The organism is Pseudomarimonas salicorniae, from assembly GCF_023156535.1.
Taxonomy (GTDB): Bacteria; Pseudomonadota; Gammaproteobacteria; order Xanthomonadales; family Xanthomonadaceae; genus Pseudomarimonas; species Pseudomarimonas salicorniae.
Genome location: NZ_JALNMH010000002.1, coordinates 31399 through 53422, shown reverse-complemented (window position 1 = coordinate 53422; position 22024 = coordinate 31399). Strand labels below are relative to the sequence as shown.

19 protein-coding genes are annotated in these 22024 nt (G+C 69.5%); 5 read left to right on the top strand and 14 right to left on the bottom strand.

Annotated features, from left to right (window positions below):
• Nucleotides 1-149 precede the first annotated feature (149 nt).
• Entirely contained in the window at nucleotides 150-1760 is a 1611-nt protein-coding gene (locus M0G41_RS02770; protein ID WP_248204801.1) for a beta-barrel assembly-enhancing protease, read from the bottom strand.
• Nucleotides 1761-1867: 107 nt separating this feature from the next.
• On the opposite strand from M0G41_RS02770, the gene grxC reads away from it, so the two are divergent.
• The gene (grxC, locus tag M0G41_RS02765) at nucleotides 1868-2176 is read left to right on the top strand and encodes a glutaredoxin 3 (RefSeq protein ID WP_248205582.1); all 309 of its coding nucleotides are present in this window, start codon (nucleotides 1868-1870) and stop codon (nucleotides 2174-2176) included.
• Nucleotides 2173-2556, top strand: coding sequence for a carboxymuconolactone decarboxylase family protein (locus M0G41_RS02760; protein ID WP_248204799.1), 384 nt, complete (start codon nucleotides 2173-2175; stop codon nucleotides 2554-2556). The genes grxC and M0G41_RS02760 overlap by 4 nt, the downstream gene beginning before the upstream one ends.
• Nucleotides 2557-2565: 9 nt before the next feature.
• On the opposite strand, the gene M0G41_RS02755 is transcribed toward M0G41_RS02760, so the two are convergent.
• A complete protein-coding gene (locus M0G41_RS02755; protein WP_248204797.1) occupies nucleotides 2566-3651 on the bottom strand; it encodes a hypothetical protein in 1086 nt (361 codons plus the stop codon).
• Nucleotides 3652-3767: 116 nt separating this feature from the next.
• Between M0G41_RS02755 and M0G41_RS02750 the strand changes: the two genes are divergently transcribed.
• Nucleotides 3768-4778, top strand: a complete 1011-nt coding sequence (locus tag M0G41_RS02750; protein ID WP_248204795.1) for an isocitrate dehydrogenase — start codon at nucleotides 3768-3770, stop codon at nucleotides 4776-4778.
• Between the two features lie 53 nt (nucleotides 4779-4831).
• Here the strand turns inward: M0G41_RS02750 and M0G41_RS02745 are convergent, their stop codons facing one another.
• Together M0G41_RS02745 and M0G41_RS02740 are read right to left on the bottom strand one after the other, a co-directional pair.
• Nucleotides 4832-7123 (bottom strand): hypothetical protein, encoded by a 2292-nt coding sequence (locus M0G41_RS02745; RefSeq protein ID WP_248204794.1) that lies wholly within the window; start codon nucleotides 7121-7123, stop codon nucleotides 4832-4834.
• Nucleotides 7120-7422 carry a hypothetical protein gene (locus M0G41_RS02740; protein WP_248204791.1) on the bottom strand — a complete coding sequence of 101 codons (303 nt, stop codon included), beginning with the start codon at nucleotides 7420-7422 and terminating at the stop codon, nucleotides 7120-7122. Before M0G41_RS02740 ends, M0G41_RS02745 begins: the two co-directional genes overlap by 4 nt.
• A 331-nt stretch (nucleotides 7423-7753) precedes the next feature.
• On the opposite strand from M0G41_RS02740, the gene M0G41_RS02735 reads away from it, so the two are divergent.
• On the top strand, nucleotides 7754-8887 hold the full coding sequence (locus tag M0G41_RS02735; protein ID WP_248204790.1) for a hypothetical protein: 1134 nt from the start codon (nucleotides 7754-7756) through the stop codon (nucleotides 8885-8887).
• A gap of 328 nt (nucleotides 8888-9215) precedes the next feature.
• Here M0G41_RS02735 and M0G41_RS02730 read toward each other — a convergent pair whose 3' ends face one another.
• The 9 genes from M0G41_RS02730 to miaB all read right to left on the bottom strand — a co-directional run bounded on the left by M0G41_RS02730 (nucleotide 9216) and on the right by miaB (nucleotide 19725).
• Nucleotides 9216-9581, bottom strand: a complete 366-nt coding sequence (locus M0G41_RS02730) for a response regulator (RefSeq protein WP_248204787.1) — start codon at nucleotides 9579-9581, stop codon at nucleotides 9216-9218.
• 114 nt (nucleotides 9582-9695) lie between these two features.
• Nucleotides 9696-10700 (bottom strand): YhdH/YhfP family quinone oxidoreductase, encoded by a 1005-nt coding sequence (locus M0G41_RS02725; RefSeq protein ID WP_248204785.1) that lies wholly within the window; start codon nucleotides 10698-10700, stop codon nucleotides 9696-9698.
• 217 nt (nucleotides 10701-10917) lie between these two features.
• Entirely contained in the window at nucleotides 10918-12654 is a 1737-nt protein-coding gene (gene dnaG, locus M0G41_RS02720; protein WP_248204783.1) for a DNA primase, read from the bottom strand.
• 80 nt (nucleotides 12655-12734) lie between these two features.
• The gene (locus tag M0G41_RS02715) at nucleotides 12735-14186 is read right to left on the bottom strand and encodes a M48 family metallopeptidase (RefSeq protein ID WP_248204781.1); all 1452 of its coding nucleotides are present in this window, start codon (nucleotides 14184-14186) and stop codon (nucleotides 12735-12737) included.
• A 288-nt stretch (nucleotides 14187-14474) separates the two neighbouring features.
• A complete protein-coding gene (locus M0G41_RS02710) occupies nucleotides 14475-15671 on the bottom strand; it encodes a lipoprotein N-acyltransferase Lnb domain-containing protein (RefSeq protein ID WP_248204780.1) in 1197 nt (398 codons plus the stop codon).
• Nucleotides 15664-16518, bottom strand: coding sequence for a CorC family transporter (locus M0G41_RS02705; RefSeq protein WP_248204779.1), 855 nt, complete (start codon nucleotides 16516-16518; stop codon nucleotides 15664-15666). Before M0G41_RS02705 ends, M0G41_RS02710 begins: the two co-directional genes overlap by 8 nt.
• Nucleotides 16519-16593: 75 nt before the next feature.
• Complete coding sequence (ybeY, locus tag M0G41_RS02700; RefSeq protein ID WP_248204778.1) at nucleotides 16594-17070, bottom strand: rRNA maturation RNase YbeY; 477 nt, start codon at nucleotides 17068-17070, stop codon at nucleotides 16594-16596.
• Nucleotides 17067-18044 carry a PhoH family protein gene (locus M0G41_RS02695; protein WP_248204777.1) on the bottom strand — a complete coding sequence of 326 codons (978 nt, stop codon included), beginning with the start codon at nucleotides 18042-18044 and terminating at the stop codon, nucleotides 17067-17069. The genes ybeY and M0G41_RS02695 overlap by 4 nt, the downstream gene beginning before the upstream one ends.
• A 337-nt stretch (nucleotides 18045-18381) precedes the next feature.
• The gene (miaB, locus tag M0G41_RS02690; RefSeq protein ID WP_248204776.1) at nucleotides 18382-19725 is read right to left on the bottom strand and encodes a tRNA (N6-isopentenyl adenosine(37)-C2)-methylthiotransferase MiaB; all 1344 of its coding nucleotides are present in this window, start codon (nucleotides 19723-19725) and stop codon (nucleotides 18382-18384) included.
• Nucleotides 19726-19857: 132 nt separating this feature from the next.
• Here miaB and M0G41_RS02685 point away from each other — a divergent pair, with 132 nt between their 5' ends.
• A complete protein-coding gene (locus M0G41_RS02685) occupies nucleotides 19858-20763 on the top strand; it encodes a lytic transglycosylase domain-containing protein (RefSeq protein WP_248204775.1) in 906 nt (301 codons plus the stop codon).
• On the opposite strand, the gene M0G41_RS02680 is transcribed toward M0G41_RS02685, so the two are convergent.
• The gene (locus M0G41_RS02680; protein WP_248204774.1) at nucleotides 20746-21888 is read right to left on the bottom strand and encodes a S1C family serine protease; all 1143 of its coding nucleotides are present in this window, start codon (nucleotides 21886-21888) and stop codon (nucleotides 20746-20748) included. The genes M0G41_RS02685 and M0G41_RS02680 overlap by 18 nt on opposite strands.
• Nucleotides 21889-22024 lie beyond the last annotated feature (136 nt).

The following is a 22024-nucleotide window of genomic DNA, read 5'->3' as shown; positions in this document are numbered from 1 at the left end:
CCCGACCAAGTACATAACAGATTTATGACCATACGGTGACGCGGTCCCGGCCAATCACAGGGATCGCGCACCGCGGCCACCGCTGCGAGTCGATCCAACGTCTGACGCAGCCCGCAGCCCGCAGCCCGCGGCGCCGGCCTTGCCCCCGCTCAGCGAAGGGTGCGGGCCGCGGCGCCCGGAGCCATCGAGCGCGAGCGGTCGCCGGCGCGGATCCCGCGCTCGCGCAGCTCGAGCACGATCGGGGTCATTTCGGCGATGCGCGCATCGATGCGGGCGCGCTGCACGTAGTCGATGTCCTCGCGCTGCTTGAGGCGCTGCAGCTGGTTCAGTGCATCCTCGGCGCGACCGCTGAGGAAGGCGGCCTCGGCAAAGGCCTCTGCGGCGCGCGGCAGATCGCCGGCCAGCTCGCAGGCGCGGCCGAAGCTTTCCTGCAGCGAGGGATCGTAGGGACTCTCGCTCAGCACCGGCCGCAGCACGGCCTGAGCGGCAAGGCCTGCCTCGCGCGTGCCGCGTTCGGCCAGGACGCCGGCGTAGCTCATGGCGATCGCCCGGTTGCGCGGCTGGCGGTCGAGCATCCGGCCAAAGGCGGCGTCGGCCTCGGCGCGCTGGCCATTACGCTCCAGCGCCTCGGCCCAGGCGAGGTCGAACCAGAAGCGGTCGTCATGCTTGGCCTGAAGCGGGTCGAGCAGGGCAAGGGCGCGCTCCGCCTTGCCGGTGCGCAGCAGGGTCAGGGCATAGCCGTAGCGCTCGGCCTCGGTGAGCTCGTCGCCCGCGCGTTCGCGCCGCCGGTACTCGGCCAGCGCCTCGGTCGGGCTCTGCGCGCTGAGCACGCGCAGCCGCTCGCGGGCCAGGGCGAACCCCAGCGGATCGGGGCCATGGGCGAGGCTCAGCGACTCGTGGACGTGGCCGGGCAGGGCCGGGTTGATCGGCTCGTCGGTCAGCGCGGGGAGCCCCCCGGCGCGCTTGCCGAGCTCCTCGGCGCGGTCCTTGGCCTCAGAGATGCGGGTGGTGGTGACCGGATGGGTGCGCAGGAAGTCCGGCATGCCGTCGCCCTGCGAGCGGGTCGCTCGCTGCATGCGGCCGAAGAAGCTGGCCATTGCCAGCGGGTCGTAGCCGGAGCGGGCCAGCGTCTGGATGCCGACCCGGTCGGCTTCGTGCTCGTTGGAGCGGGTGTAGTTGATCTGCCGTTGCTGCATCAGCGCCAGGCCGCCGGCGATCGCCGCCTGTGAGGCATCGCCCGCGCTGTTGCTGTCGCTGGCCGAGGCGGCGGCCAGGACGCCGAGCATGCCGAGCAGGATCGGCAGGCTGTCGCGCTGGGCCGATTCGACCGAGCGCACGATGTGCCGCTGGGTGGCGTGCGCCACCTCGTGTGCCAGGACCGCCGCGACTTCGTCTTCGGTCTCCGCGGTCAGGACCAGCCCCGCGTTCATGCCGATGTAGCCGCCCAGGGTGGCGAAGGCATTGATGTCGCGCGAGCGAACGAAGAAGAAGGTGAAGGGCTGCTCGGGCCGGTCGCTGCGGGCGGCGATGCGGTGGCCGATGGATTGCAGCCAGTCGGACAGCAGCGGATCCTCCAGCAGCAGGCCGTAGCGGCGCATCTCGCCGAGCATCTGGCGGGCGTAGGCGCGTTCCTGTGCCGGCGAGATCAGCTGGGCCGCCGAGGAGCCGATCTCGGGCAACTGGGTACGGTCCTGGGCCAGCGGGGCTCCTGCCGCAAGGCAGGTCAGGCAGGCAAACAGGCAGGAGGCAAGGCGCGGCATGGGGTTTCCTCGGGGGCCGAATGGCCACAGTGCGGGTCAATGCGGGATCGCCCCGCTGCACTGGAAAGCGGACGATACGGCACCATATAGCAACCGAGGTTAAAGACCTGCAGCGCCGGCCAAAGTTCGCCCGGTGCCCCAAATGGAGTGCTGCCTTGCCTGCCGTGACGCTTTACACCACCGCCATCTGCCCCTACTGCGTGGCCGCCAAGAACTTCCTGAAGAGTCGCGGCGTCGAATGGAGCGAGGTCCGCATCGACCTCGACCCGGCACGGCGCGACGAGATGCTCTCGCGTGCCCGCCGCACCTCGGTGCCGCAGATCTTCGTCGGCGAGGTCCATGTCGGCGGCTACGATGACCTGGTCGCGCTCGACCGCGCCGGCGGGCTGGGCGAGCTCCTGGAGGGCAAGGCATGAGCGTCGAGGACGGCCAGCAGGGCTCGGGCGGCGACCGCGTCGCCGAGTTCACCGCCTACCGCAAGCGGATGAACGAGCGGATCCTCGCCGAGGACAACCAGGTCGTGCGGCGATTCTTCGCCCTCGACACCCAGACCTACAAGGAAGGCGCTCTCGACCACAAGACCAAGGAGCTGCTCGGCCTGGTCGCCTCGATGGTGCTGCGCTGCGACGACTGCATCAGTTACCACGTGGCCCAGTGCAAGGAGGCCGGGGTCAGCCGGGAGGAGTTCTTCGAGACGTTCTCGGTCGGTCTCGTGGTGGGCGGCAGCATCGTCATCCCCCACCTGCGTCGGGCGGTGGATTTCCTCGACCAGCTGGAGGGCCCGGCCGAGCGCTGAGGCCCTGGCTCAGCGCAGACGGCGCAGGCTGATCCGCTCGCCGGAATGCCGGGTGACCATGCCGTCGAGACCGACGTCCGTGAACCTCAGGGCCCGGCCGGAACCCAGCGGCAGAAGCTGGCAGGCGCGCGGCGCCTGCTCCATGGCGTCGCCGCGGCGGCAGGCCAGACGTTGGCCGCGGTCGCTGAGCAGCTCGAAACTCTCGGCATCGCCATCCAGCCATTCAAAGCGGTGCAGTTCGACGCTCGACGCCCCCTCGGCCGGCTCGCGGTGCAGCACCCAGTCGCCGGTCCAGCTCTCCCCCGGTCGCGTGGCAAAGGCGAACCGGGTCATCGATACCGGACGCAGCTCAAGGCCCTGCCCGTCGGCGGCCGGCGCAAGAAACCAGAACACGGCGCGGGCGCTGCCGCGCCATTCCACGTGCAGGGTGCCGGCGCCGCTGAGCTGCTTGGGCGCGGAATAGGCTCCGAACGGCCCGCCGCCTCCGCCCAGGACGCTCAGCTCGATGGCCTGCGTGGGTCGGGACAGCGGCGCTGCGCCAAACCACCAGGTCGGCGCGCCGTCGGCGTCATAGCCCGACACGTTGATCGCCAGGGTGTCCTGCTGGACTTCGATCTGCGCGCCGAAGCCGGGTCCGCTGGTGTCGAATTCTCCGCCTGCCTCCGGCCACCACAGGCCGGATTCCGGCGCATCCGCGGCCTGTCCCTCGCCGCCGGCCAGGCTGAAGGCGAGCAGGCGTCCACTGTCGGCATCGGTCAGATGCAGGCGCCAGGGACGCTGGCCGAGCCCGGCGCCGGTGGGCAGGTCGATCGGTCCGCTGCGCAGTTCGAACGCGGTCTTGGGATCGCTGCCGCACTGCGCCTTGGGCAGGCGCAGCTCGACATGAATATCCTGGCCCTTGGCCCAGGCATTGGCCGGCGCCGGCAGGCAGCGTGGCGCCCACTGGCCTTCGACCAGGACCTGCAGCTGGCCGCCCTCGAGCGGCGCCAGGGACAGGCTGGGCGGTGCCGCACTGCTGGCCGCGGCGGCCAGCGGCAGCGTGGCCAGCAGGCCGGCGGCGAGGGCGAAACGGGTCGGTCCTGAAGGCCTGTTCATGTTCTGTCGCTGTACCTTGGTTGCGTCGTGCAACCATAATGGGCGGCTGACTCACAACGCGCAGGCGGCCGCGGCAAGGTGCCGCAGCAGGCGAGGGCGCGGCACAAGGATACTCAATGTCTCAGACGATTGCGGTAATCCGGGGCGACGGCATCGGCCCCGAGATCATGGACGCCACCCTCGAGGTGCTGGACCGGATGAAGCTCGGCTTCGACTACGACTTCGTCGAGGCCGGTCTGGGCGCTTACGAGGCCTGCGGCGAGCTGCTGCCGGCCAAGACCCTGGAAGCGATCAGCCGTCATCGGGTGGCCCTGAAGAGCCCGCTGACCACGCCGGTCGGCGAGGGCTTCTCCTCGATCAACGTCGAGCTGCGCAAGCACTTCGACCTGTACGCCAACGTGCGTCCGGCGATCAGCTTTCCGAACACCAAGTCGCGCTATTCGGGCATCGACATCATCACCGTGCGGGAGAACACAGAGGGCGCCTACATCGGCCTCGGCCAGCAGCTCAGCGAGGACGGCGAGGTCGCCTCGCTGACCCAGCAGATCACCCGCCATGGCTCCGAGCGGATCGTCCGCTATGCCTTCGAGATGGCCCGCAAGCAGGGTCGCAAGAAGGTCACCGTGGTGCACAAGGCGAACATCCTGAAGTCGACCTCCGGCCTGTTCCTGCGCACCGCGCGCCTGGTCGCCGCGGACTTCCCGGACATCGAGTGCAACGAGATGATCGTCGACAACACCTGCATGCAGCTGGTGATGCGTCCCGAGCAGTTCGACGTCATCGTCACCACCAACCTGTTCGGCGACATCGTCTCCGACCTGTGCGCCGGCCTGGTCGGCGGCCTGGGCCTCGCCCCCGGCGCCAACATCGGCAAGGACGCTGCCATCTTCGAGGCGGTGCATGGCTCGGCCCCGGACATTGCCGGCCAGGGCATCGCCAATCCCTGCGCCCTGCTGCTCGGCGCCGCGCAGATGCTCGGCCACCTCGGCAAGGAAGAGGACGCCCGTCGCCTGCGCCGCGCCATCGTCAGCACGATGGAAGCGCGGGATCGCCTGACGCCGGATCTCGGCGGCACCGGTAACACCCGCAGTTTCGGCGAGGCGATCTCCGAGCGGGTCAACGGCTGATCCGCTGGCCACGGGGCAGGTCGCAGGACCTGCCCCGTGACGTGTACCGGGAATCAGAACCCTGGCGTTCCTACCGGAATGATGGTCGAGTTGGTGCGGGTGAAGCGCCCGCCCTCGGCGCCCGGCCAGGTCACATCGAAGCTGACCGTGCTCGGACCCTCGCCCGGCCGACGCAGGTTGAGCACCATCTCGCCGATCTGCACGGCCTCGAGTTCGCTCGGCTCGCACTCGCGGCAGAAGCCGTCGAAGGACACCACCGGCATGGGCGCGCCCGGCTCGTAGCGGTCGGTCTGGACCAGGCCCCAGCGGCCGCGGCCCTGGGCGTCGGGATAGTAGATCTCCAGCGCCAGCGCATCGCCGCCATTGCCCGGCACGCTGACGATCGACAAGCCCCAGCCGCCATCGGCCGGGTCGTACCACTGGTTGCTGAAGTCGACCTGCGGCGCGGCGGCCGGATCGGTCAGCGCCTCCACGCACCACTGGGTCTCGTCGTCGGCATTGATGCTGAAGGACAGCACGGCCATCGGCGAGCTGAAGTTGCGGCCCTCGGCACTGGTGAAACAGGCCGGGTGGTTGGCGGCATTGCCGAAGTCGATGCGCACCTGGCCGTCGTAGTCCGGCGAAGGGTCGGCCTGGGTCTGCGGCGAGCTGTTGCGGCCAAGGTAGAGGTTGCGCAGCAGGGAGTCACCGGTGGTGGCGTCCTGAGCCGGCGAGAATACGCCCTCGACCAGGGTCCCGGTGGCGGTGAAGAACTCCGGACGGCCGTCGCCGTCATAGGTATAGAAGGTGACGAAGTACAACGGGTCGCCATTCCGCGCGCTGAACCCGGCGATACGGCGGATCTCGAAGCCGTGACCGTTGCGCTTGGGGTCGAAGTACTGGCCTTCGGAGATCTGCAGGGCGGGCGAGGGCGCCCGGGTGCTCCGGTACCAGCCGATATCCTGCAGCACCAGACGGCCAAGGCCCAGCGAGCGCGGACCCGAAGCGTTGATCGAAGCGGTCATCAGCTGCGGGCCCGCTGCGTTGTTGAGCGTGCTCAGATGCGAGTAGGTCGAACCGGGCGCGACCGGGGACGGGGCGTGCAGGGCGAGATGGTTGCCCGGGGACGGCTCCAGGGAGAACGGGTTGTCCGGTGAGCTGAGGGTGATCGGACCGCCGAAGCGCAGACCCACCGTGCTGACCAGTGCGTTGAGACGGTCTCCATTATCGAGACGCAGGAACGGAGTCGGGTTCAGGGCGCCGCCGACCGACGAGCGCACCTTGTTGCCGTAGGTGTCGTCGTAGGGCAGGCCGCGGAACAGCCGCTGGTCACCGAAGCGGCTCGAGCTGGACGACAGGTCGAGCGAGCCGGCGAATCCGAGTCCGTGGGCGATCTCGTGCATGGCCACGCTGATGAAGCTGGTGGTGCCCGGCTGTGCCTCGAAGCCGTAGTCGAAGCGGCGATTGGCGTTGCTGGACTGGTCGACCGCGTAGTTGAACTCGGAGAACACATCCGGCAGGTATTCGGCGCAGCGGCCGCCGGCGTAGCGGCAGATGTTGTTTCCGGCCTGGTGCGCCGAGACCGTGCCCGGGAAGGTCACGAAGCGCTCGGGCAGGAAGTTCACGCCGAAGCCGCGGCCGGCGTCGCGGACCAGGCGGTAGTAGGGGCCAGCCTGGGCGAGGGTGCCGCCGTTGTCGCCGAACTCCAGGGTGTCCCAGCAGGCCTGGACGGTCAGCGGGGCAATCGGGCGCAGCTCCTCGCTGAGCAGGCGCGCGGCCTCGTTCAGCGCGTTGCGGCGCTGCTGGCCGAGCGTGGTGCCGCTGTTGCCGCGCACTGGCGAGGCCGCCGCGGCGTCGTTCCACCCGGCCACGTCGCAGCCGCCGCGGGTGTCGTTGAAGACAACCGTGATCGGCACGAAGAAGTCGGCCGGCAACACCTCCGAGCTGAAGGTGATGGTGGCCGGCGCGGCGTCGAAGTTGAGCAGCGAGATGTGCACCGGTCCGGCGCGCAGCGGCACGCCGCTGGCGCTGGAGAGCACGATGAACTCGTCACCCTCGGCATTGGCCGAGAGCTGGACGGCATGGTCGAACAGGTAGCCCGGCGAGGGCGGCGCGCCGTCGAAGGTGGTGTCCGGGAACGGCGAACCGTAGCGGACCAGCAGATCGATATCCGTCGCGGGGTTGGCCGCCGTTGCGCGCAGGCGCAGGCGCTCGACGCCTTCCGGCACGTTCAGCACCAGGGCATTGGTGAAGCCACTGCCCTGCAGGGTGACCACGGCGGTCTGTCCGGGGGCGATCGGCTGGGTGGCGGCAGCGCCGGCGAGGCCGGAGGCGAGCAGCAGGGGCAGGGCAAGCAGGCGGCTCATCGGCGGGACTCCCCGGCGGCGGATGTGGCCGATTGCCGCTGTACTGCGTGGTCCTCGCGGCACTCGATGCGCGAACTGCCGTCGGCGGCGACGTGGAGGTGCAGCGGAATCAGGTGTCCGTCCTCTTCGACGATGGCGAACTCCGGCTTGGCCGCGGCCTTGGCGCCGGCTTCGCGGGCCATCGGCAGCGAATGCTCGATGCCCAGCTCGATGGTGGTCACGGTCTCCGGCTTGTTCGGCTGGGCGGCGACCGCCAGGGGAATGAGGGCCAGCAGGGTGGCCGGGGTGAAGCTTCGCATCGTAGGCGACTCCCTCGAATGGAATGGATGGACACGCATCGGACGACCGATGGATCGCGGCGTGACCGGACGCGCCCGGCCGGGCGCAGGGTCGGGACGGCGCTGCCCGGATTATGCCTGCAGCACGTCCGGAGCAGGTCAAGCCCGCTGGCCCGGGACAGCGGCTCGATCTGTTGGGTTTCCGCAACATCGGCCTCGGAATCGCCGGTATGGCGCCATATCGGCTGCGTCGCGGCCGTGGCGTTTTTCGCAACAGGCCGTTGACGCTGGGCAACGGTATGCCCATACTCGGCGCCTGATTCCGCAGTCAAACCGGACCCTTCCCGCGTCCATGCGACCTTCCAGACTCAGCCTTGCCCTCTGCGCCGCCCTCGCCCCCACCCTGGCCATGGCCGGCGGCGGCCATCTCGAACAGTGGAAGGAGTACGCGGGCGCGAACATGGCCCCGGACTTCGACTGGTACCGACCTGCCGCCGTAGCGCTTCCGAGCGTGCTGCCCGAGCAGCCGGGCGCCGAGGCGCTGGCCGGGTGGACGGTGCGCGGCGTAGCGCTGCGCGTGTCCTCGCTGGACGCCGACCTGGGCTGGGCTTCCGATGCGGCCACCGCGGTTCCGCGCAGCAACGCGTTCTCGGTCGACGGCGATCTGTCCGGCCGCGCGATCTCCTCACAGTATTCCGGCACCCGTCTTGGCCTGCGTAGCGCCGGCTTCGGCGAATTCGGCATCTCTGCCGTGGTCGCGCGCCAGCACTACGCCACCCAGGGCTTCGGCTACGGTGAGTGGGACGGCTCCTACAACCACCGGCGCTTCCTCGGCATCGGCGGCGGGGTGCATGAGAGCAGCACCGGCAATGCGGTGCGCGTGGACTGGCGCAATGCGCTGGGCGACGGAGGATGGCTGGTCGATGCCGCGGTGCAGTCGCGGATCGAGATGGATCCTTTCAAGGCCTACCGCGGCGTCTATTCCGAAGCGGGTGACTTCGATATTCCGGGCTATGCGCGACTCGCGCTGGAGGCTCCGGTCGGCGCCCGCCTTTCGCTGGTCGGCGAGGTTCAGCGGGTCTTCTACCGCGAGATCCCGACCTTCACCAGCGCCAGCCTGCCGACCCGGTTCCTCGCCCTGCTTGGCGACGGTGCCTCGCCGGACTTCGCCTGGCGCGACCTGACCGTGTTCGCGGTCGAGGCCCGCCTGCGAGATGATTTCCGCGGTCAGTGGTCGCTGCGCCTGGCAACTCAGCAACAGCCACGTCCGACCTCGCAGCTGCTCGACCGCGCGCTGGAGGAGCTTTACTCCGACCAGAACATCTCGGTCGCCTATCTGCGCGACAGCCAGCGCTGGGGCCAGCTGCGCGTTGGCGCCAGCTACTCCCCGGTGACCTATTTCCTTGGCTCCGCCCCCTATCTGCAGCGCGGCTTCCAGACCGGACGCCAGCTCGAGTTCGAGGCGCAGTGGACTCTGCCTTTCTGAATTGATTTACGTACACAGGGCTTGTTCGGCCTCCCCGAAACGGGAGGCCTTTTTTTTGCGCGCGTGCCGGCATGGCGATGGCGCGGAGCCAACAGGGCGATGTCGCGGGAAGGGTGGGGAAGCAGACATCCGTAGGGTGCGCCGTGGGGGCACCGATACGGGCATTCGGACGCTACCTCCGGTGCGCCCAGGGGCATCCTGTGGGACTCGGCCACGCCCCGCGAAGGGCAAACATGCGCCCCACCGCCCACACCCTGCCGGCTTGCTCCCCATAACAACAAGGCCCGCCTTTCGGCGGGCCTTGTGGGTTTCAATCGGCCGCGGCGGACTACTCCGGCAGCAGCTCCTTGACCAGCTTGACCAGCGCTGCCTCGTTGACCGGCTTGGTCAGGTAGGCCTTGGCGCCTTGGCGCATGCCCCAGACCTTGTCGGTCTCCTGGTCCTTGGTGGTGACCAGGATGATCGGGATATGCGAGGTGCTGGGCTCCTTCGAAATGGAGCGGGTGGCCTGGAAACCGTTGAGGTTCGGCATCACCACGTCCATCAGGATCAGATCGGGGATCTCGCGCTTGGCGACCTCCACGCCTTGCTGGCCATCCTCGGCGGTCAGGATGTCATGTCCCAGCTTCTCGACGATGCGCCGCATGCCCATGAGCTGCGAAGGCGAATCGTCGACGATCAGAACTCGTGCCATGAGGTCTCCCCGGGTAGTCCATGCCGCGGGTGCGGCCAAAGCGCGATGATACCGTCAACCGACCTCTCCAGACAGGCCACCGGTTCCCGATGTCGCCAACGTCTGTCGGGTGCCTCAGCCGCCGATGCGAACCAGGCTGCGGCCGAAGGAGTCGCCGGCCAGCATGGTCCCGAAGACGTCCTGCAGGCCGTCGAGGTCGACTTCGCGGGTCTTGATCCGGGCCAGGTGCGCGGGTTTCCAGTCGCCCGCCAGCTTCTCCCAGACCGCTTCACGGATGTTCCGGGCAGTGCCCGCCGACGCGATGCCGAGCAGGGACACGCCGCGGATGATGAAGGGCATCACGGTGGTGGCCAGTGCATGGCCGCCGGCAAGGCCGCAGCTGGCGATGTTGCCGTAGGGCTGGATGACCCGGGTGAGGCCGGCCAACATCTCGTTGCCGACGTTGTCGATGGCGCCCGCCCAGCTGGCCTTTTCCAGAGGGTTCTGGCCCCAGTGCAGGTCCTTGCGTGAGATCACCTGCTTGGCGCCGAGACCGGTGAGGAAGTCGAGGTGCTCGAACTTGCCGGTGATCGCGTGGGCCTCGTAGCCGGCGCGGGTAAGGATATCCAGCGCAAGCATGCCGACTCCGCCGGTGGCGCCGGTCACCACCACCGGGCCCATCTCGGGCACCTGGCCATTCTGCTCCATGCGGTACAGGGCCAGTGCGGCGGTAAACCCGGCCGTGCCGAGCACCATGCTCTCCTCCAGCGACAGGCCGCGGGGTAGCGGGATCGTCCATTTCGCGTCCAGGCGGGCGTACTCGGCGTAGCCGCCGTCGCGGGTCTCCGACAGGCCGCTGCCCGTGCAGAGCACCGCGTCGCCTTCCTTGAATGCGGGATCGCTGCTGGCGATCACGTGCCCGGCCACGTCGATGCCCCCGTTGAGCGGGAACCTGCGCAGGATCTTGCCCTGCCCGGTGCCGGCCAGGGCGTCCTTGTAGTTGATCGAGGAGAATGCCGCCTTGATCACCACCTCGCCCGGCGACAGCGCATCCAGCTTGATCGTCTCGACCCCGGCGCGATAGTCGTCGCGGCCGGAAGAGTGGATACGGAACGCACGGAAGGCATCGGGCAGCGGCATCGAGGGGTCCTGGATGGCGGAAAGCGCTCAGGATACCAAGTCACGCGGCGCTCACCGGTGGCCCGGACGACCCCGCGGAATGGAGGCGGCGGGTGATGGGTGGCGGATCCGGGCGCAGGGCGCACGAACCCCGCTGCGTGTCGGCCGACCTTTCCAGGGGATGCCTCGGCGGCGCACCCAGCGCGCGGTTTCGGAAGCGCGCCTGCGGGGAAGAAGATCAGGCCTGCTGCGTGGGTTCGGCGGATTCGCGGAGCAGGGCGCGGAGTTCGTTCTTTTCTTCCTCGGTGAGCCCGGACGCCTGCTGCTGCTGGCGCAGGTCGGCCAGGCGCTGGGTACGCGCCTGGCGGGCCAGCTGCTGCAGGCCGTCGAGAAACTCCTGCTTCCAGGCCGCCTCCTCGCCGGGGAAGTCGACCAGGGCGAGCTTGCGCAGGGCGGGCTCCTCCTCGCGGCCGGCGAAATGCTCGAGCAGGACGGCGGCGTTCGGCGCGCCGCTCTCGCGGCACAGCTCCAGCAGTTCCAGCAGCAGGCCGATGCCCGGCTGGCGAAGACCGGCGAAGCCCCAGGGTGGAGCGGCCTCGCGGGCCAGCCGGGGCTGGTGCAGAAGCAGGGCGATGACGCTGCGGACCAGCGAACGGCGCGCGCCGGACGGTCCGGGTCGGCGCTGAACTGACTGTTCCATCGACGCGGGCGCGGTGATCCGGGCGGCCAGGCCGGTCTGATTGGCCAACTTCTGCTGCATGAGATCGCGAAAGGCGCCGTCGGGGATCTGCGCCAGCAGTGGGCGGCAGCGTTCGGCCAGGCGCGCCTTGCCGTCCAGGGTCGAAAGGTTGATCTCGCGGCTCACCTCGCCGAACAGGAACTCGGACAGCGGAACCGCCTGTTCAAGCTGGCGCTGGAAGCCCTCGGCGCCGTCGGCGCGGAGCAGGGAGTCCGGATCCTCGCCGTCGGGCAGGAACAGGAAGAAGGCCTGGCGGCCGTCGCGCATCCTCGGCAGCACCGACTCCAGCGCCTTCCAGGCCGCGCTGCGCCCGGCGCGGTCTCCATCGAAGCAGAAATAGATGTCGCCGGCGTTGCGGAACAGCAGCTCGGCGTGGTCCGGCGTGGTTGCGGTGCCCAGAGTGGCCACCGCCGTGGTGATGCCGTATTGGAACAGCGCGACCACGTCCATGTAGCCCTCGACCACGATCAGCCGGGGGATCCGGTTGTGCGCCTGACGCACCTGCCACAGGCCGTACAGCTCGCGGCCCTTGTGGAAGAGCGGCGTCTCCGGCGAATTGAGGTACTTCGGGCCGTCGTCCTTCTCCAGCACCCGCCCGCCGAAGGCGATCACCCGGCCGCGGCGATCGTGGATGGGAAACATCACCCGGTCGCGGAACTTGTCGTAGACGCGGCCGGAATCGTTCCTCGACAGCAGGCCAGCCTTGTCGAGCAGGGCGAGCTCACGGCCGTCGCTGCCGAGCGCGCTCTTCAGCGCCTCCCAGCCGTCCGGTGCGTAGCCGATGCCGAAGCGCTGCTGGGTCTCGGCATCGACGCCGCGGCGCTGCAGGTATTGCCGGGCGCGCGGGCTCTCGACCAGCTGCCCGGAGAAAAACCGCGCGGCCCGCTCGCAGACGTCATAGAGCGGCTGGAAGTCGCTGCGCTGGTGCCGTTGGTGGGTCTCGCGCGGGACCTCGACGCCGGCGCGCTTGGCCAGCTCCTCGACGGCGTCGAGAAATTCGAGCCGGTCGTACTCCATCAGGAACTTGATCGCGCTGCCGTGTGCCCCGCAGCCGAAGCAGTGATAGAACTGCTTGGTCGGGCTGACCGTGAAGCTAGGGCTGCGCTCGTCGTGGAACGGACAGCGCGCCTGGTATTCGCGGCCGGCCTTCTTCAGCGGCACGCGCGCCTGGATCACGTCGACGATATCGGTGCGCGCCAGCAGATCGTCGATGAAGGCGTCGGGGATGCGGGCCATCCCGCTAGTGTGCCATCGACGGTTGCTGTTTCTGCGTCGAACTGGGCAGGTGGAGCGGCTCGGCCGGGTGTCGGTCCGGCTCAGTCATCTGCCTCGACCTCCTGCCCGCCGATCTTGACACCCTTGCCGACGCGCACCCCTTCCCCCATGCGCACCCCTGCTGCCGACGCCGCGGGCGGCGCCTGCGCGGCAGCCATCAGGCGCAGTGTGCGGGTGTCGCCCAGCGCCGCATCGATGCGCGCCTTGCGCATCCACCAGGCGTGGCCGATGAGAAAGTCGTACAGGCTAAGGCCGTGCGGCGCCAGCGTTTCGGCCTCGAAGGCTTCCAGCGCCTCGCCCTCGAGCCGGAGCGCGCCGTGCCGGGCGACCGCCGCCAGCAGGGCGGTGGCGGTTTCGATCGGGTAGGGGGGATCCAGCGCCAGCGGCCTGCCCTTCTCGGTCGAGTCGGCGACGTCGCGGGCGTGGGCGGCCAAGGGGCCCTCACTGGCGCGCAGGTAGGCCGGGCTGTAGCGCGCGGCCAGCGCCGGGTGTTCGCGCATTCGCTCGACGTAGGTGTCGCGCACCCGCTGGTAGCCTGCCTCGTCGAGACGGTGTGCCTGCAGGACGTCCGCGCGTCCGTCCCGGCCCTCACGGACCAGCCGGTTGCTGAGCGCGGCAAATGCTTCGAAACCGACGCCTTCGACCGGATCCAGGACCGCGGGGTCCAGCTCGCCGCCCTCGGCCGGCGTCAGGGCCTTGGTTAGGGCCGCTTCTCGCTCGCCGCGGATCGCCGCCTCGGCGCGGGCGATGGCCTCGCCTCCGGCCAGTGGGGCAGGCGCCGCACCGGCCTCGACGCCAAGCACGGCAATTTGCGACTCGGCGGCGCGGAACCGCTTCTCGCTGCTCGGGTGGCTATCGAAGATGCCGGCCCGGCGCTTTCCGGCGAGATCACCGAGCGTGCGCTGCAGGCGCAGCATGCCCGCAGGCGCGTAGCCGCGATCTGCCATCCACTGCACGCTCAGTCGATCGGCCTCCATCTCCTGGCTGCGATTGAACTTCAGCGCAACCAGCGTGGCGCCTACGCCGACGGCAGCCCCGCCAACGGCACCGGCCAGCTGACCGTGCTTGCGCCCGAGCTTGGCGCCGACGACGGCGCCGAGCAGGGCGCCCAGCGCCTTGACCCCGCGCTGCTTGCGCTGGCCCGCACGTACGTGGTCGGCCTTGTGGTGGGCCAGCTCATGGCCGACCACCGCGGCCACCGCGTCGCGGTCCTCGGCCAGAAGCTCAAGCAGACCGCGGTTCACGACTACCAGTTTGGTGTCTTCCACCTCGGTGGCAAAGGCGTTGATGTCCTCGCTGTCGGCGTAGAGCAGGACGGCATCGACGCCGGAGGCCTTGGCCATCGAGTCGAACATCGCCTGCAGTTCGGTGGACTGCGCCCTGAGGGTGGGCTCCGGTGCGACCTCGGCCAGTCCCGATACCAGGTACAGCTTGGACTCCGCCGCGCAGAGTTGCGGTGCGGCAAGCAGGATGAGCAGGCATAGCACGCGCATGGCGAGTCCTCCCCGCAGTCGAGAGGGGTCAGTGTAATGCCGTCCATGACACTCTCCGATCAGTCCGCGCCAGCGGCTGACCGCGGGCGGGCAGATCGGGGCTTGGGCTGCCGTCCGCCGTGGCCCCTTGATGGGACGGGCGCAAACGGGACGTTCGCCACGCGTTGCCGATTTCGAACAGGGTGCGCCCAGGGCGCACCCTATGGATGTCCGGATTGCGCCCGGTGTGCGCATCCGCCTGGCGACCACCGCGCTCGCAGGTAGGGCCCGGTGTGGCCGAGCCGCACCCTACGCCTGGCCGGATCGGGCCAGCAGCCGCCAGGCGGCAAGGTGCAGGGGCAGGGCCAGCAGGATCCACTCGAGGTGATCCTGGGGGCGCGCGGGCAGCAGGTACAGCGGCAGCGTGACCAGGGCCAGCGCGGCGCAGAGCGCGGCGAGATGGCGCTGCCAGGCCGCCGGGGACAGGCCTCGGGACAAAGGACCGAGACTGGGCAGCAGGGCAAGGCTGAGCGGATTGAAAAGCAGCAGGCTGCGGTTGCCGGCGGCCATGTCGTGATCGGTGAAGGTCCACAGGCCGAGCCCGACCAGGCCGGCGATGGCGCAGAAGACCCAGAACAGCGCCAGCAGGCTGCGGCCGAGCATGCCGGCCGCGCCGCGGCGGCGCGCCAGCAACCAGATCGCCAGCCCGGCAGCGAGCCCGATCAGGGCGGCGCGGTAGGCAAAGCGCGGCTCCTCGATCAGGGCGTCGGGCAGGCGCTGGGGCAGCAGGCGGATGTCGCTTTCGACCAGCGGCCGACCATCGGCGCGGCGAACCAGGTTAAGCGCGTCGTGGAAGCGGGCCGGCACGAAGCCTTCCTGCCAGCGCGACAGCGGCTGGTCGGCACGCGGCCCGATCAGCAGGTGGATGCCCAGGTACATCCAGGCATCCGGTGCCGACAGGCGCAGGGCCTCGCTGCGCCAGGTCAGTCCCCGCGAGCGCCCGCGGGTCTGCTCCAGGACGAGGCCACCGAGCACCCGGTCCAGCGCGTCACGCACCCGCGTCGAGCAGTTGTCGGTGAAGTAGTCATAGCGGTATTCGGCGTTCTCCGGCCGCGCGTTCCATTCGAGGAACTCGGCCAGCTCGCGCGCCTCGTCCGCCTCGAGGTTCAGCCACTGCAGCTGCATGCCACGTCCTTCGGCCTGGTAGTAGGCGAAGTCGCGGTCGAAGGTCAGGGCGACCAGCTGGTAGCGCATATGGCCGCGGATGAAGCGCGCCAGGAAGCCGGGCTGCTCGAAGTCGAAGAAACCGTAGTTGTAGACCAGTCTCTCGCCGCTGCTCTGCTCGACCAGCAATGCGTTATGGCCGAAGCGCGACCAGTACTCCGCGCCCGGCCCCATGGTCAGCACGCCGATCCGCGGCGCGGCCAGCAGGGCGCCCGGCAAGGCCAGGAGCAGGAGCAGCAGCCATGCCGCGCCCGCGGGCCGGCCCCCGGTCTTCCTAGCCATCCGTTGCGCCGGGCACCTGCATGCGGAAGCTGTGGACCCGGCGCGCATCGGCGCTGGCCACGCGGAAGTGGAAGCCCTCAAGGGCGAGCTCCTCGCCGACCTCCGGCAGATGGCCGATCGCGTCGACCACCAGGCCGCCGACGGTGTCGTAGTCGTCATCGGAGAAGCCGGCGTTGAAGCGGTCGTTGAACTCCGAGATCGGGGTGAGCGCGTCGATCACGTAGTGGCCGTCCGGCTGCGCGGCGATCAGTGCGTTCTCGTCCGGGGCCTCGTCATGCTCGTCGTCGATGTCGCCGACGATCTGCTCAAGCACATCCTCGATGGTCACCAGGCCGGCCACGCCGCCGTACTCGTCGACCACGATGGCCATGTGGTTGCGGCTTTGCCGGAACTCGCGCAGCAGCACGTTCAGCCGCTTGGACTCCGGGATCAGCACGGCCGGTCGCAGCATCTCGTGCAGGGGCTTGCGCTCCTTGCCGGCGCAGTCGCGCAGCAGGTCCTTGGCCAGCAGGATGCCGAGAATCTCGTCCTTGTCCTCGCCGTGAACGGGAAACCGCGAGTGGCCACTCTCGACGACGATCTCCAGGATCTCCTCGAACGTGGCATCCACCGGCACCGAGACCATCTGCACGCGCGGAATCATGACGTCGCCGACCTGCTGGTCGGCCACGCGGATCGCGCCTTCGATCATTTCCAGCGTGTCGGCCCCCAACAGGCCGTTGCTGTGGGCGGCATGGAGCTCCTCGATGAGCTCCTCGCGGCTGCGGGGCTCCCCTGAGAGGGCCTGGCTCAGACGGTCGAACCAGGAACGTTGGGGAGCGCTGCTACTGTCGGATTCTTCGGGCATGGAACCTGGATATTCGCCTGACGGCGGGACCGGTGAGTGTAGCCGAAACCCGCGGCAGGTCCGTGACAGATCTGTTCAGGCTTCGTCGTCGCCGTAGGGGTCGTCGAAACCGAGGCCGGCAAGGATCTCGCGCTCGAGCGTCTCCATGGACTGCGCATCGAGCGGGTCCTCGTGGTCGAAGCCGAGCAGGTGGAGCACGCCGTGAACGGTCAGGTGGGCGAAGTGGGCCCGGCAGTCCTTGCCCTGCACCCGCGCCTCGCGCTGCACCACCGGGGCACAGATCACGATATCGCCGAGGATCGGCAGGTCGACGCCCGGGGGCAGCTCTGCCGGAAAGCTCAGGACATTGGTCGCGTAATCCTTGCCCCGGTAGTGGCGGTTGAGCGAGCGGCCCTCGTACTCGCCGACCAGGCGCAGGGCGAGGTCGGCGCGCTTGATCCGGTCCTGAAGGGCGGCCGAGACCCACTGGCGGAACGAGCTCGCCGCGGGCAGGCCGGCGCGCGGCAGGCCATAGCTGACCGAGAGATCCAGTTCCACCGGCGGCCGGCTCATGCGCCGCCCTCGCCGTCCCGTGCGTCGTAGGCGCGGACGATGCGCGCCACCAGCGGATGGCGGACCACGTCACGGGCCTCGAAGAAGGTGAAGTGGACCCCCTCCACCCCGCGCAGGACATCGACGGCGTCGCGCAGGCCCGAGCGCTGATGGCGCGGCAGGTCGACCTGGGTAAGGTCGCCGGTGACCACCGCCGTCGAGCCGAAACCGATCCGGGTCAGAAACATCTTCATCTGTTCGACCGAGGTGTTCTGCGCCTCGTCGAGGATGACGAACGAGTCGTTCAGGGTGCGACCGCGCATGTAGGCCAGCGGGGCGACCTCGATGACGTTGCGCTCGACCAGCTTCGCCACCCGTTCCACGCCGAGCATCTCGTACAGCGCGTCATACAGCGGGCGCAGGTACGGGTCGACCTTCTGGGCGAGGTCTCCGGGCAGGAAGCCGAGGCGCTCGCCGGCCTCCACCGCGGGGCGCACCAGCAGCAGGCGCTGCACGCGGGCCTGGTTCAGTGCCTCGACCGCCATGGCGACGGCGAGGAAGGTCTTGCCGGTGCCGGCCGGGCCGATGCCGAAGTTGATGTCATGGGTGGCGATGGCATGCAGGTAGCGCTGCTGGTTGCCGCCGCGGGCCTTGATGGTGCCGCGCTTGACCTTGATGCTGACGTCCTGCGGCCGGACCACCCCGGGTGCCGCCTCGCTGGCCGAGGAGGCCTGCCCAAGGCGCAGGTGGACGCCGTGCGGGTCGAGGGTGGCGTGGGCGGTATCCGCCCACAGCTCGCGCAATACCCGCTCGGCGGCCCCGACGTCTTCGGCATCGCCGCTGACCCGGAATATCTGCCCGCGGTGGGCGATCTCGACCCCGAGGCGCAGTTCGACCTGCCGCAGGTGCTCGTCCAGCGGGCCGGCCAGGTTGGCCAGGCGTTCGTTGTCCTCGGGCTCGAGGACGAAGTCGCGGTGTTCCAGTGCCGTACTCATCGGCAAAGGGTAGCGCGCGGCGTCCTCCGCGGGAACGGGTGGCCGGGGAAAGGGGGGTGTGGGCGCAAAGCGGACGTTCGCCACCGCCCCCGATCGGGCGGGCTCTTCGTAGCGGACATGGCCGCGACCGCGGAGGTTCGCTCTGGCCGCGGTCTGTGGAGAACACGTCACGCCGCGGTCGCGCCCATGTGCGCTCCTGCGGTCGGGCTTCGTTGGGCGTCAGCGGAGCCACATAGGGTGTGCCTTGGCGCACCGATACGGGCGTTCGGACGGTACGTCCGGTGCGGCCAGCCGCACCCTATGAACGTCTTCTCTGCGCCCGAATCGGCCGCTGGTCTCAGGCCGCGTCGGGTTCGGCGAGCAGCAGGCGGCCGCGCAGGGAGTTGCTCATCGCCTCGGTGATCTGCACGTCGACAAACTGGCCGGTGAGGCGCGGGTGACCCGGGAAGTTGACGAAGCGCATGTTCTCGGTGCGTCCGGTCATCTCGTTCGGGTTCTTCTTGCTCGGCCCCTCGACCAGAACCGTCTGCACGCTGCCGACCATCGACTGCGAGATGGCCTTGGCCTTGGCATCGATCGCCGCCTGCAGGCGGGCCAGGCGAGCCGACTTCTCGGCGGCCGGAGTGTCGTCGGCGAGGTTTGCGGCAGGGGTGCCGGGGCGCGAGGAATAGATGAAGGAGAAGCTGGCGTCGAAGCCGATGTCCTCGATCAGCTTCATGGTCTTCTCGAAATCGGACTCGGTCTCGCCGGGGAAGCCGACGATGAAGTCCGAGCTGATCGAGATGCCCGGCCGCGCCTCGCGCAGGCGGCGGATCTTGGCCTTGTACTCGAGCGCCGTGTGGCCGCGCTTCATGGCGGCGAGGATGCGGTCCGAGCCCGCCTGTACCGGCAGGTGCAGGTAGCCGGCGAGCTTGCGCACGTCGCGGTAGGCCTCGATCAGCGAGTCGGTGAACTCGACCGGATGCGAGGTGGTGAAGCGGATCCGGCCGATGCCGTCGATCTCGGCGATGGCGCGGATCAGCAGTGCCAGGTCGGCCTCCAGCCCGCCTTCCAGCGGCGCGCGATAGGCGTTCACGTTCTGACCCAGCAGGTTGACCTCACGCACGCCCTGGGCGGCGAGCTGGGCGACCTCGAGCAGCACGTCGTCGAACGGCCGCGAAACCTCCTCGCCGCGGGTGTAGGGCACGACGCAGAAGGTGCAGTACTTGGAGCAGCCTTCCATGATCGAAACGAACGCGGTGGGCCCTTCCGCGCGCGGTTCGGGCAGGCGGTCGAACTTCTCGATCTCGGGGAAGCTGATGTCGACCTGGGGGCGGCCGCTCTGGCGCTTGGCCTCGATCAGCTCAGGCAGCCGGTGCAGGGTCTGCGGGCCAAAGACCAGGTCGACGAAGGGCGCCCGTTTGAGGATGGCGTCACCCTCCTGCGAGGCGACGCAGCCGCCGACGCCGATGATCACCTGTTCGTTCTTCTTCTTCAGGGTCTTCCAGCGGCCGAGCTGGCTGAACACCTTCTCCTGCGCCTTCTCGCGGATCGAGCAGGTGTTGATCAGGATGACGTCGGCCTCGGACTCGTCCTGGGTCAGCTCGAGGCCGTGCGAGGCCGCCAGCACGTCGGCCATCTTGGCCGAGTCGTACTCGTTCATCTGGCAACCGTGGGTCTTGACGAACAGTTTTCCGGGCATGGCGGCGGGCCGGGGCAGGCGACAGCAGGGCGTAACCGCGTAAGATAACCGATCAAGGGCTCCGGGTCTGCGGGAACCGATCGCTTCGTTGGCGGTCCGTCAGGCCGGGTCGTATCGAGAGCGGATGGGCGAATGCGGGTATTGAACTGGGCGGGGGCGGTGCTGCTTGCGGGCCTGACCGGGCTTGCCCTGCCTGCGCCGGCGGCGGCCGCTTCATTGTTCCGCTGCACCGGGCCGAACGGCGAGATCGCGTTCACCAGCAGCCGGGTCGGCTACAGCAACTGCCGCGCGATCCACGTGCCCGAGCCGGTGCCGGCGCCCAGGTCCGCCACGCCGGCCGCAACGCCGCCGGGCGGCAGCCAGGCCAAGGTCGAGTTCCGCAGCGCTCCGGCGGGCGCCGAGCCGGCCACCCCGGTTGCCGCCACCGCGCCGGACCGGACCACCCGTGGTGCCGTCTACCGCTATGTGAAGGACGGGGTCACCCACTACACCAACCGCCGCCCGGCCGGGGTCAAGGCGGCCGTGGTGTTCACCTACATCGAGAGCTGCTTCGCCTGCTCGGTCCGTCCGGGGCTGGATTTCCACAGCGTCGCCCTTAACCGCGACGCTTTCTCCGAAGAGGTGCTGGCCGCCGCCGCGCGGCACGGCGTCGACCCGGCCTTCGTCCGCGCCGTCATCCATGCCGAGTCGGCCTTCAATCCGATGGCGCTGTCGAACAAGGGCGCCCAGGGTCTCATGCAGCTGATGCCGGCTACCGCCGACCGCTTTGGCGTGCTCGACGCCTTCACACCCGCGCAGAACATCGAGGGCGGCACCCGCTACCTCGCCTGGCTGCTCAAGCGCTTCAATGGCGACACCCGGCTGGCCGCCGCCGGCTACAACAGCGGAGAGGGCAACGTCGATCGCTATGGCGGCGTGCCGCCGTTCGAGGAAACCCAGCGCTTCGTCGAGCGTGTCGGCATCCTGCACGCCCGCTACGGCGCGGGTGGCGGCGCCCCGGTGGCCGCCGCTGCGGCCAGCTCAGCCGGACCGAACTAGCGGCCGCTGGGCAAGGGTGATCCTGCCGCTCAGCGGCACCCCGGCACGGAAGCCCTCGATCTCGACCTCGGTGCCCGGCCGGGCGGCGGCTTCGCGATCGCGCAGGTCGGCCTGGTCGACGATCACCTTGCCGTCGAAGGTGGTCAGCACGTCGCCCGATCGCAGGCCGGCGCTGTCGGCAGGCCCGCCGGGATAGACGGTGGTGATCGCCACCCCGCGCGGCGAACCCGGCGGCAGCGAGCCCGGCAATACCGGCGCATCGCCGTATTCGGCGCCCAGCCAGCCGCGCACCACCACGCCGTGTTCGCGGATCTGGGCCAGGACGTTCTGCGCAAGACCCAGGGGGATGGCGAAGCCGATGCCCTCGGCGCCGACCCGACGGCCGAGGACGAAGGTATTGATGCCGACCAGCTCGCCGCGGGCGTTGACCAGGGCGCCGCCCGAGTTGCCCTCGTTGATCGCCGCGTCGGTCTGGATGAAGTCCTCCAGGCCGCTGACGTTGCGCGGGCTGCGGCCAAGCCCCGAGATGATTCCCTGAGTCACCGTCTGATGCAGGCCGAAGGGGTTGCCGATCGCCAGCACCACGTCGCCTACCGAGACCGGGCGCTCGGGGTCGAGCGACATCGCCGGCAGGTCGCTGGCCTCGACCTTGAGCACGGCGAGGTCGGTCTCGGGGTCGCTGCCGACGATGCGCGCGACCGTGGCCTGGCCGGTCCAGAAAACGATCTGGATCTCGTCGGCACGGGCGATGACGTGGTGGTTGGTCAGCACGTAGCCGTCCGCGCTGACGATCACCCCGGAGCCCAACGCGCGCTCCAGGCGCCGCCGGGGCTGGCCGAGGGCGATGCCGGAGAAGCGCTGCACGGTGGGATTGCTGAGCGGCACCGGCAACAGCTCCGTCACGATGCGTGCGGTATAGATGCTGACCACGGATGGAGCTGCCCGGGCTACCGCGTCGGCATAGCTGACCGGCCCGCTGGGCCCCGGAAGCGCCGGCTGCGCATCGACCTGGCGCTGCAGGGTGCGCGCCCAGTCCGGGCGGGCCAGCACGACCAGGAAGGCGATGGCCAGCCCGACGCTTGCGGCGAGAAGCAGGAATTTCAGCAGCTTGAAGGCGGGCCGCATCGGCGAAATCGGGGCAAGGGACAGGGCAGGGCCGTCGATTGTGGCACGGAGGCGATTTCGCGTTGTCCGCGAATGGAGGGTTCCGTTAAACTACGGCGCTTCGCGGGGCGCCAACGGTGGCGCACTGTTCCCTGTT

Coding starts and splice junctions, on each gene's coding strand:
- M0G41_RS02770 (WP_248204801.1), bottom strand. CDS start 1,760: ATGCCGCGCCTTGCCTCCTGCCTGTTTGCCTGCCTGACCTGCCTTGCG.
- M0G41_RS02760 (WP_248204799.1), top strand. CDS start 2,173: ATGAGCGTCGAGGACGGCCAGCAGGGCTCGGGCGGCGACCGCGTCGCC.
- M0G41_RS02755 (WP_248204797.1), bottom strand. CDS start 3,651: ATGAACAGGCCTTCAGGACCGACCCGTTTCGCCCTCGCCGCCGGCCTG.
- M0G41_RS02750 (WP_248204795.1), top strand. CDS start 3,768: ATGTCTCAGACGATTGCGGTAATCCGGGGCGACGGCATCGGCCCCGAG.
- M0G41_RS02745 (WP_248204794.1), bottom strand. CDS start 7,123: ATGAGCCGCCTGCTTGCCCTGCCCCTGCTGCTCGCCTCCGGCCTCGCC.
- M0G41_RS02740 (WP_248204791.1), bottom strand. CDS start 7,422: ATGCGAAGCTTCACCCCGGCCACCCTGCTGGCCCTCATTCCCCTGGCG.
- M0G41_RS02735 (WP_248204790.1), top strand. CDS start 7,754: ATGCGACCTTCCAGACTCAGCCTTGCCCTCTGCGCCGCCCTCGCCCCC.
- M0G41_RS02730 (WP_248204787.1), bottom strand. CDS start 9,581: ATGGCACGAGTTCTGATCGTCGACGATTCGCCTTCGCAGCTCATGGGC.
- M0G41_RS02725 (WP_248204785.1), bottom strand. CDS start 10,700: ATGCCGCTGCCCGATGCCTTCCGTGCGTTCCGTATCCACTCTTCCGGC.
- dnaG (WP_248204783.1), bottom strand. CDS start 12,654: ATGGCCCGCATCCCCGACGCCTTCATCGACGATCTGCTGGCGCGCACC.
- M0G41_RS02715 (WP_248204781.1), bottom strand. CDS start 14,186: ATGCGCGTGCTATGCCTGCTCATCCTGCTTGCCGCACCGCAACTCTGC.
- M0G41_RS02710 (WP_248204780.1), bottom strand. CDS start 15,671: ATGGCTAGGAAGACCGGGGGCCGGCCCGCGGGCGCGGCATGGCTGCTG.
- M0G41_RS02705 (WP_248204779.1), bottom strand. CDS start 16,518: ATGCCCGAAGAATCCGACAGTAGCAGCGCTCCCCAACGTTCCTGGTTC.
- ybeY (WP_248204778.1), bottom strand. CDS start 17,070: ATGAGCCGGCCGCCGGTGGAACTGGATCTCTCGGTCAGCTATGGCCTG.
- M0G41_RS02695 (WP_248204777.1), bottom strand. CDS start 18,044: ATGAGTACGGCACTGGAACACCGCGACTTCGTCCTCGAGCCCGAGGAC.
- miaB (WP_248204776.1), bottom strand. CDS start 19,725: ATGCCCGGAAAACTGTTCGTCAAGACCCACGGTTGCCAGATGAACGAG.
- M0G41_RS02685 (WP_248204775.1), top strand. CDS start 19,858: ATGCGGGTATTGAACTGGGCGGGGGCGGTGCTGCTTGCGGGCCTGACC.
- M0G41_RS02680 (WP_248204774.1), bottom strand. CDS start 21,888: ATGCGGCCCGCCTTCAAGCTGCTGAAATTCCTGCTTCTCGCCGCAAGC.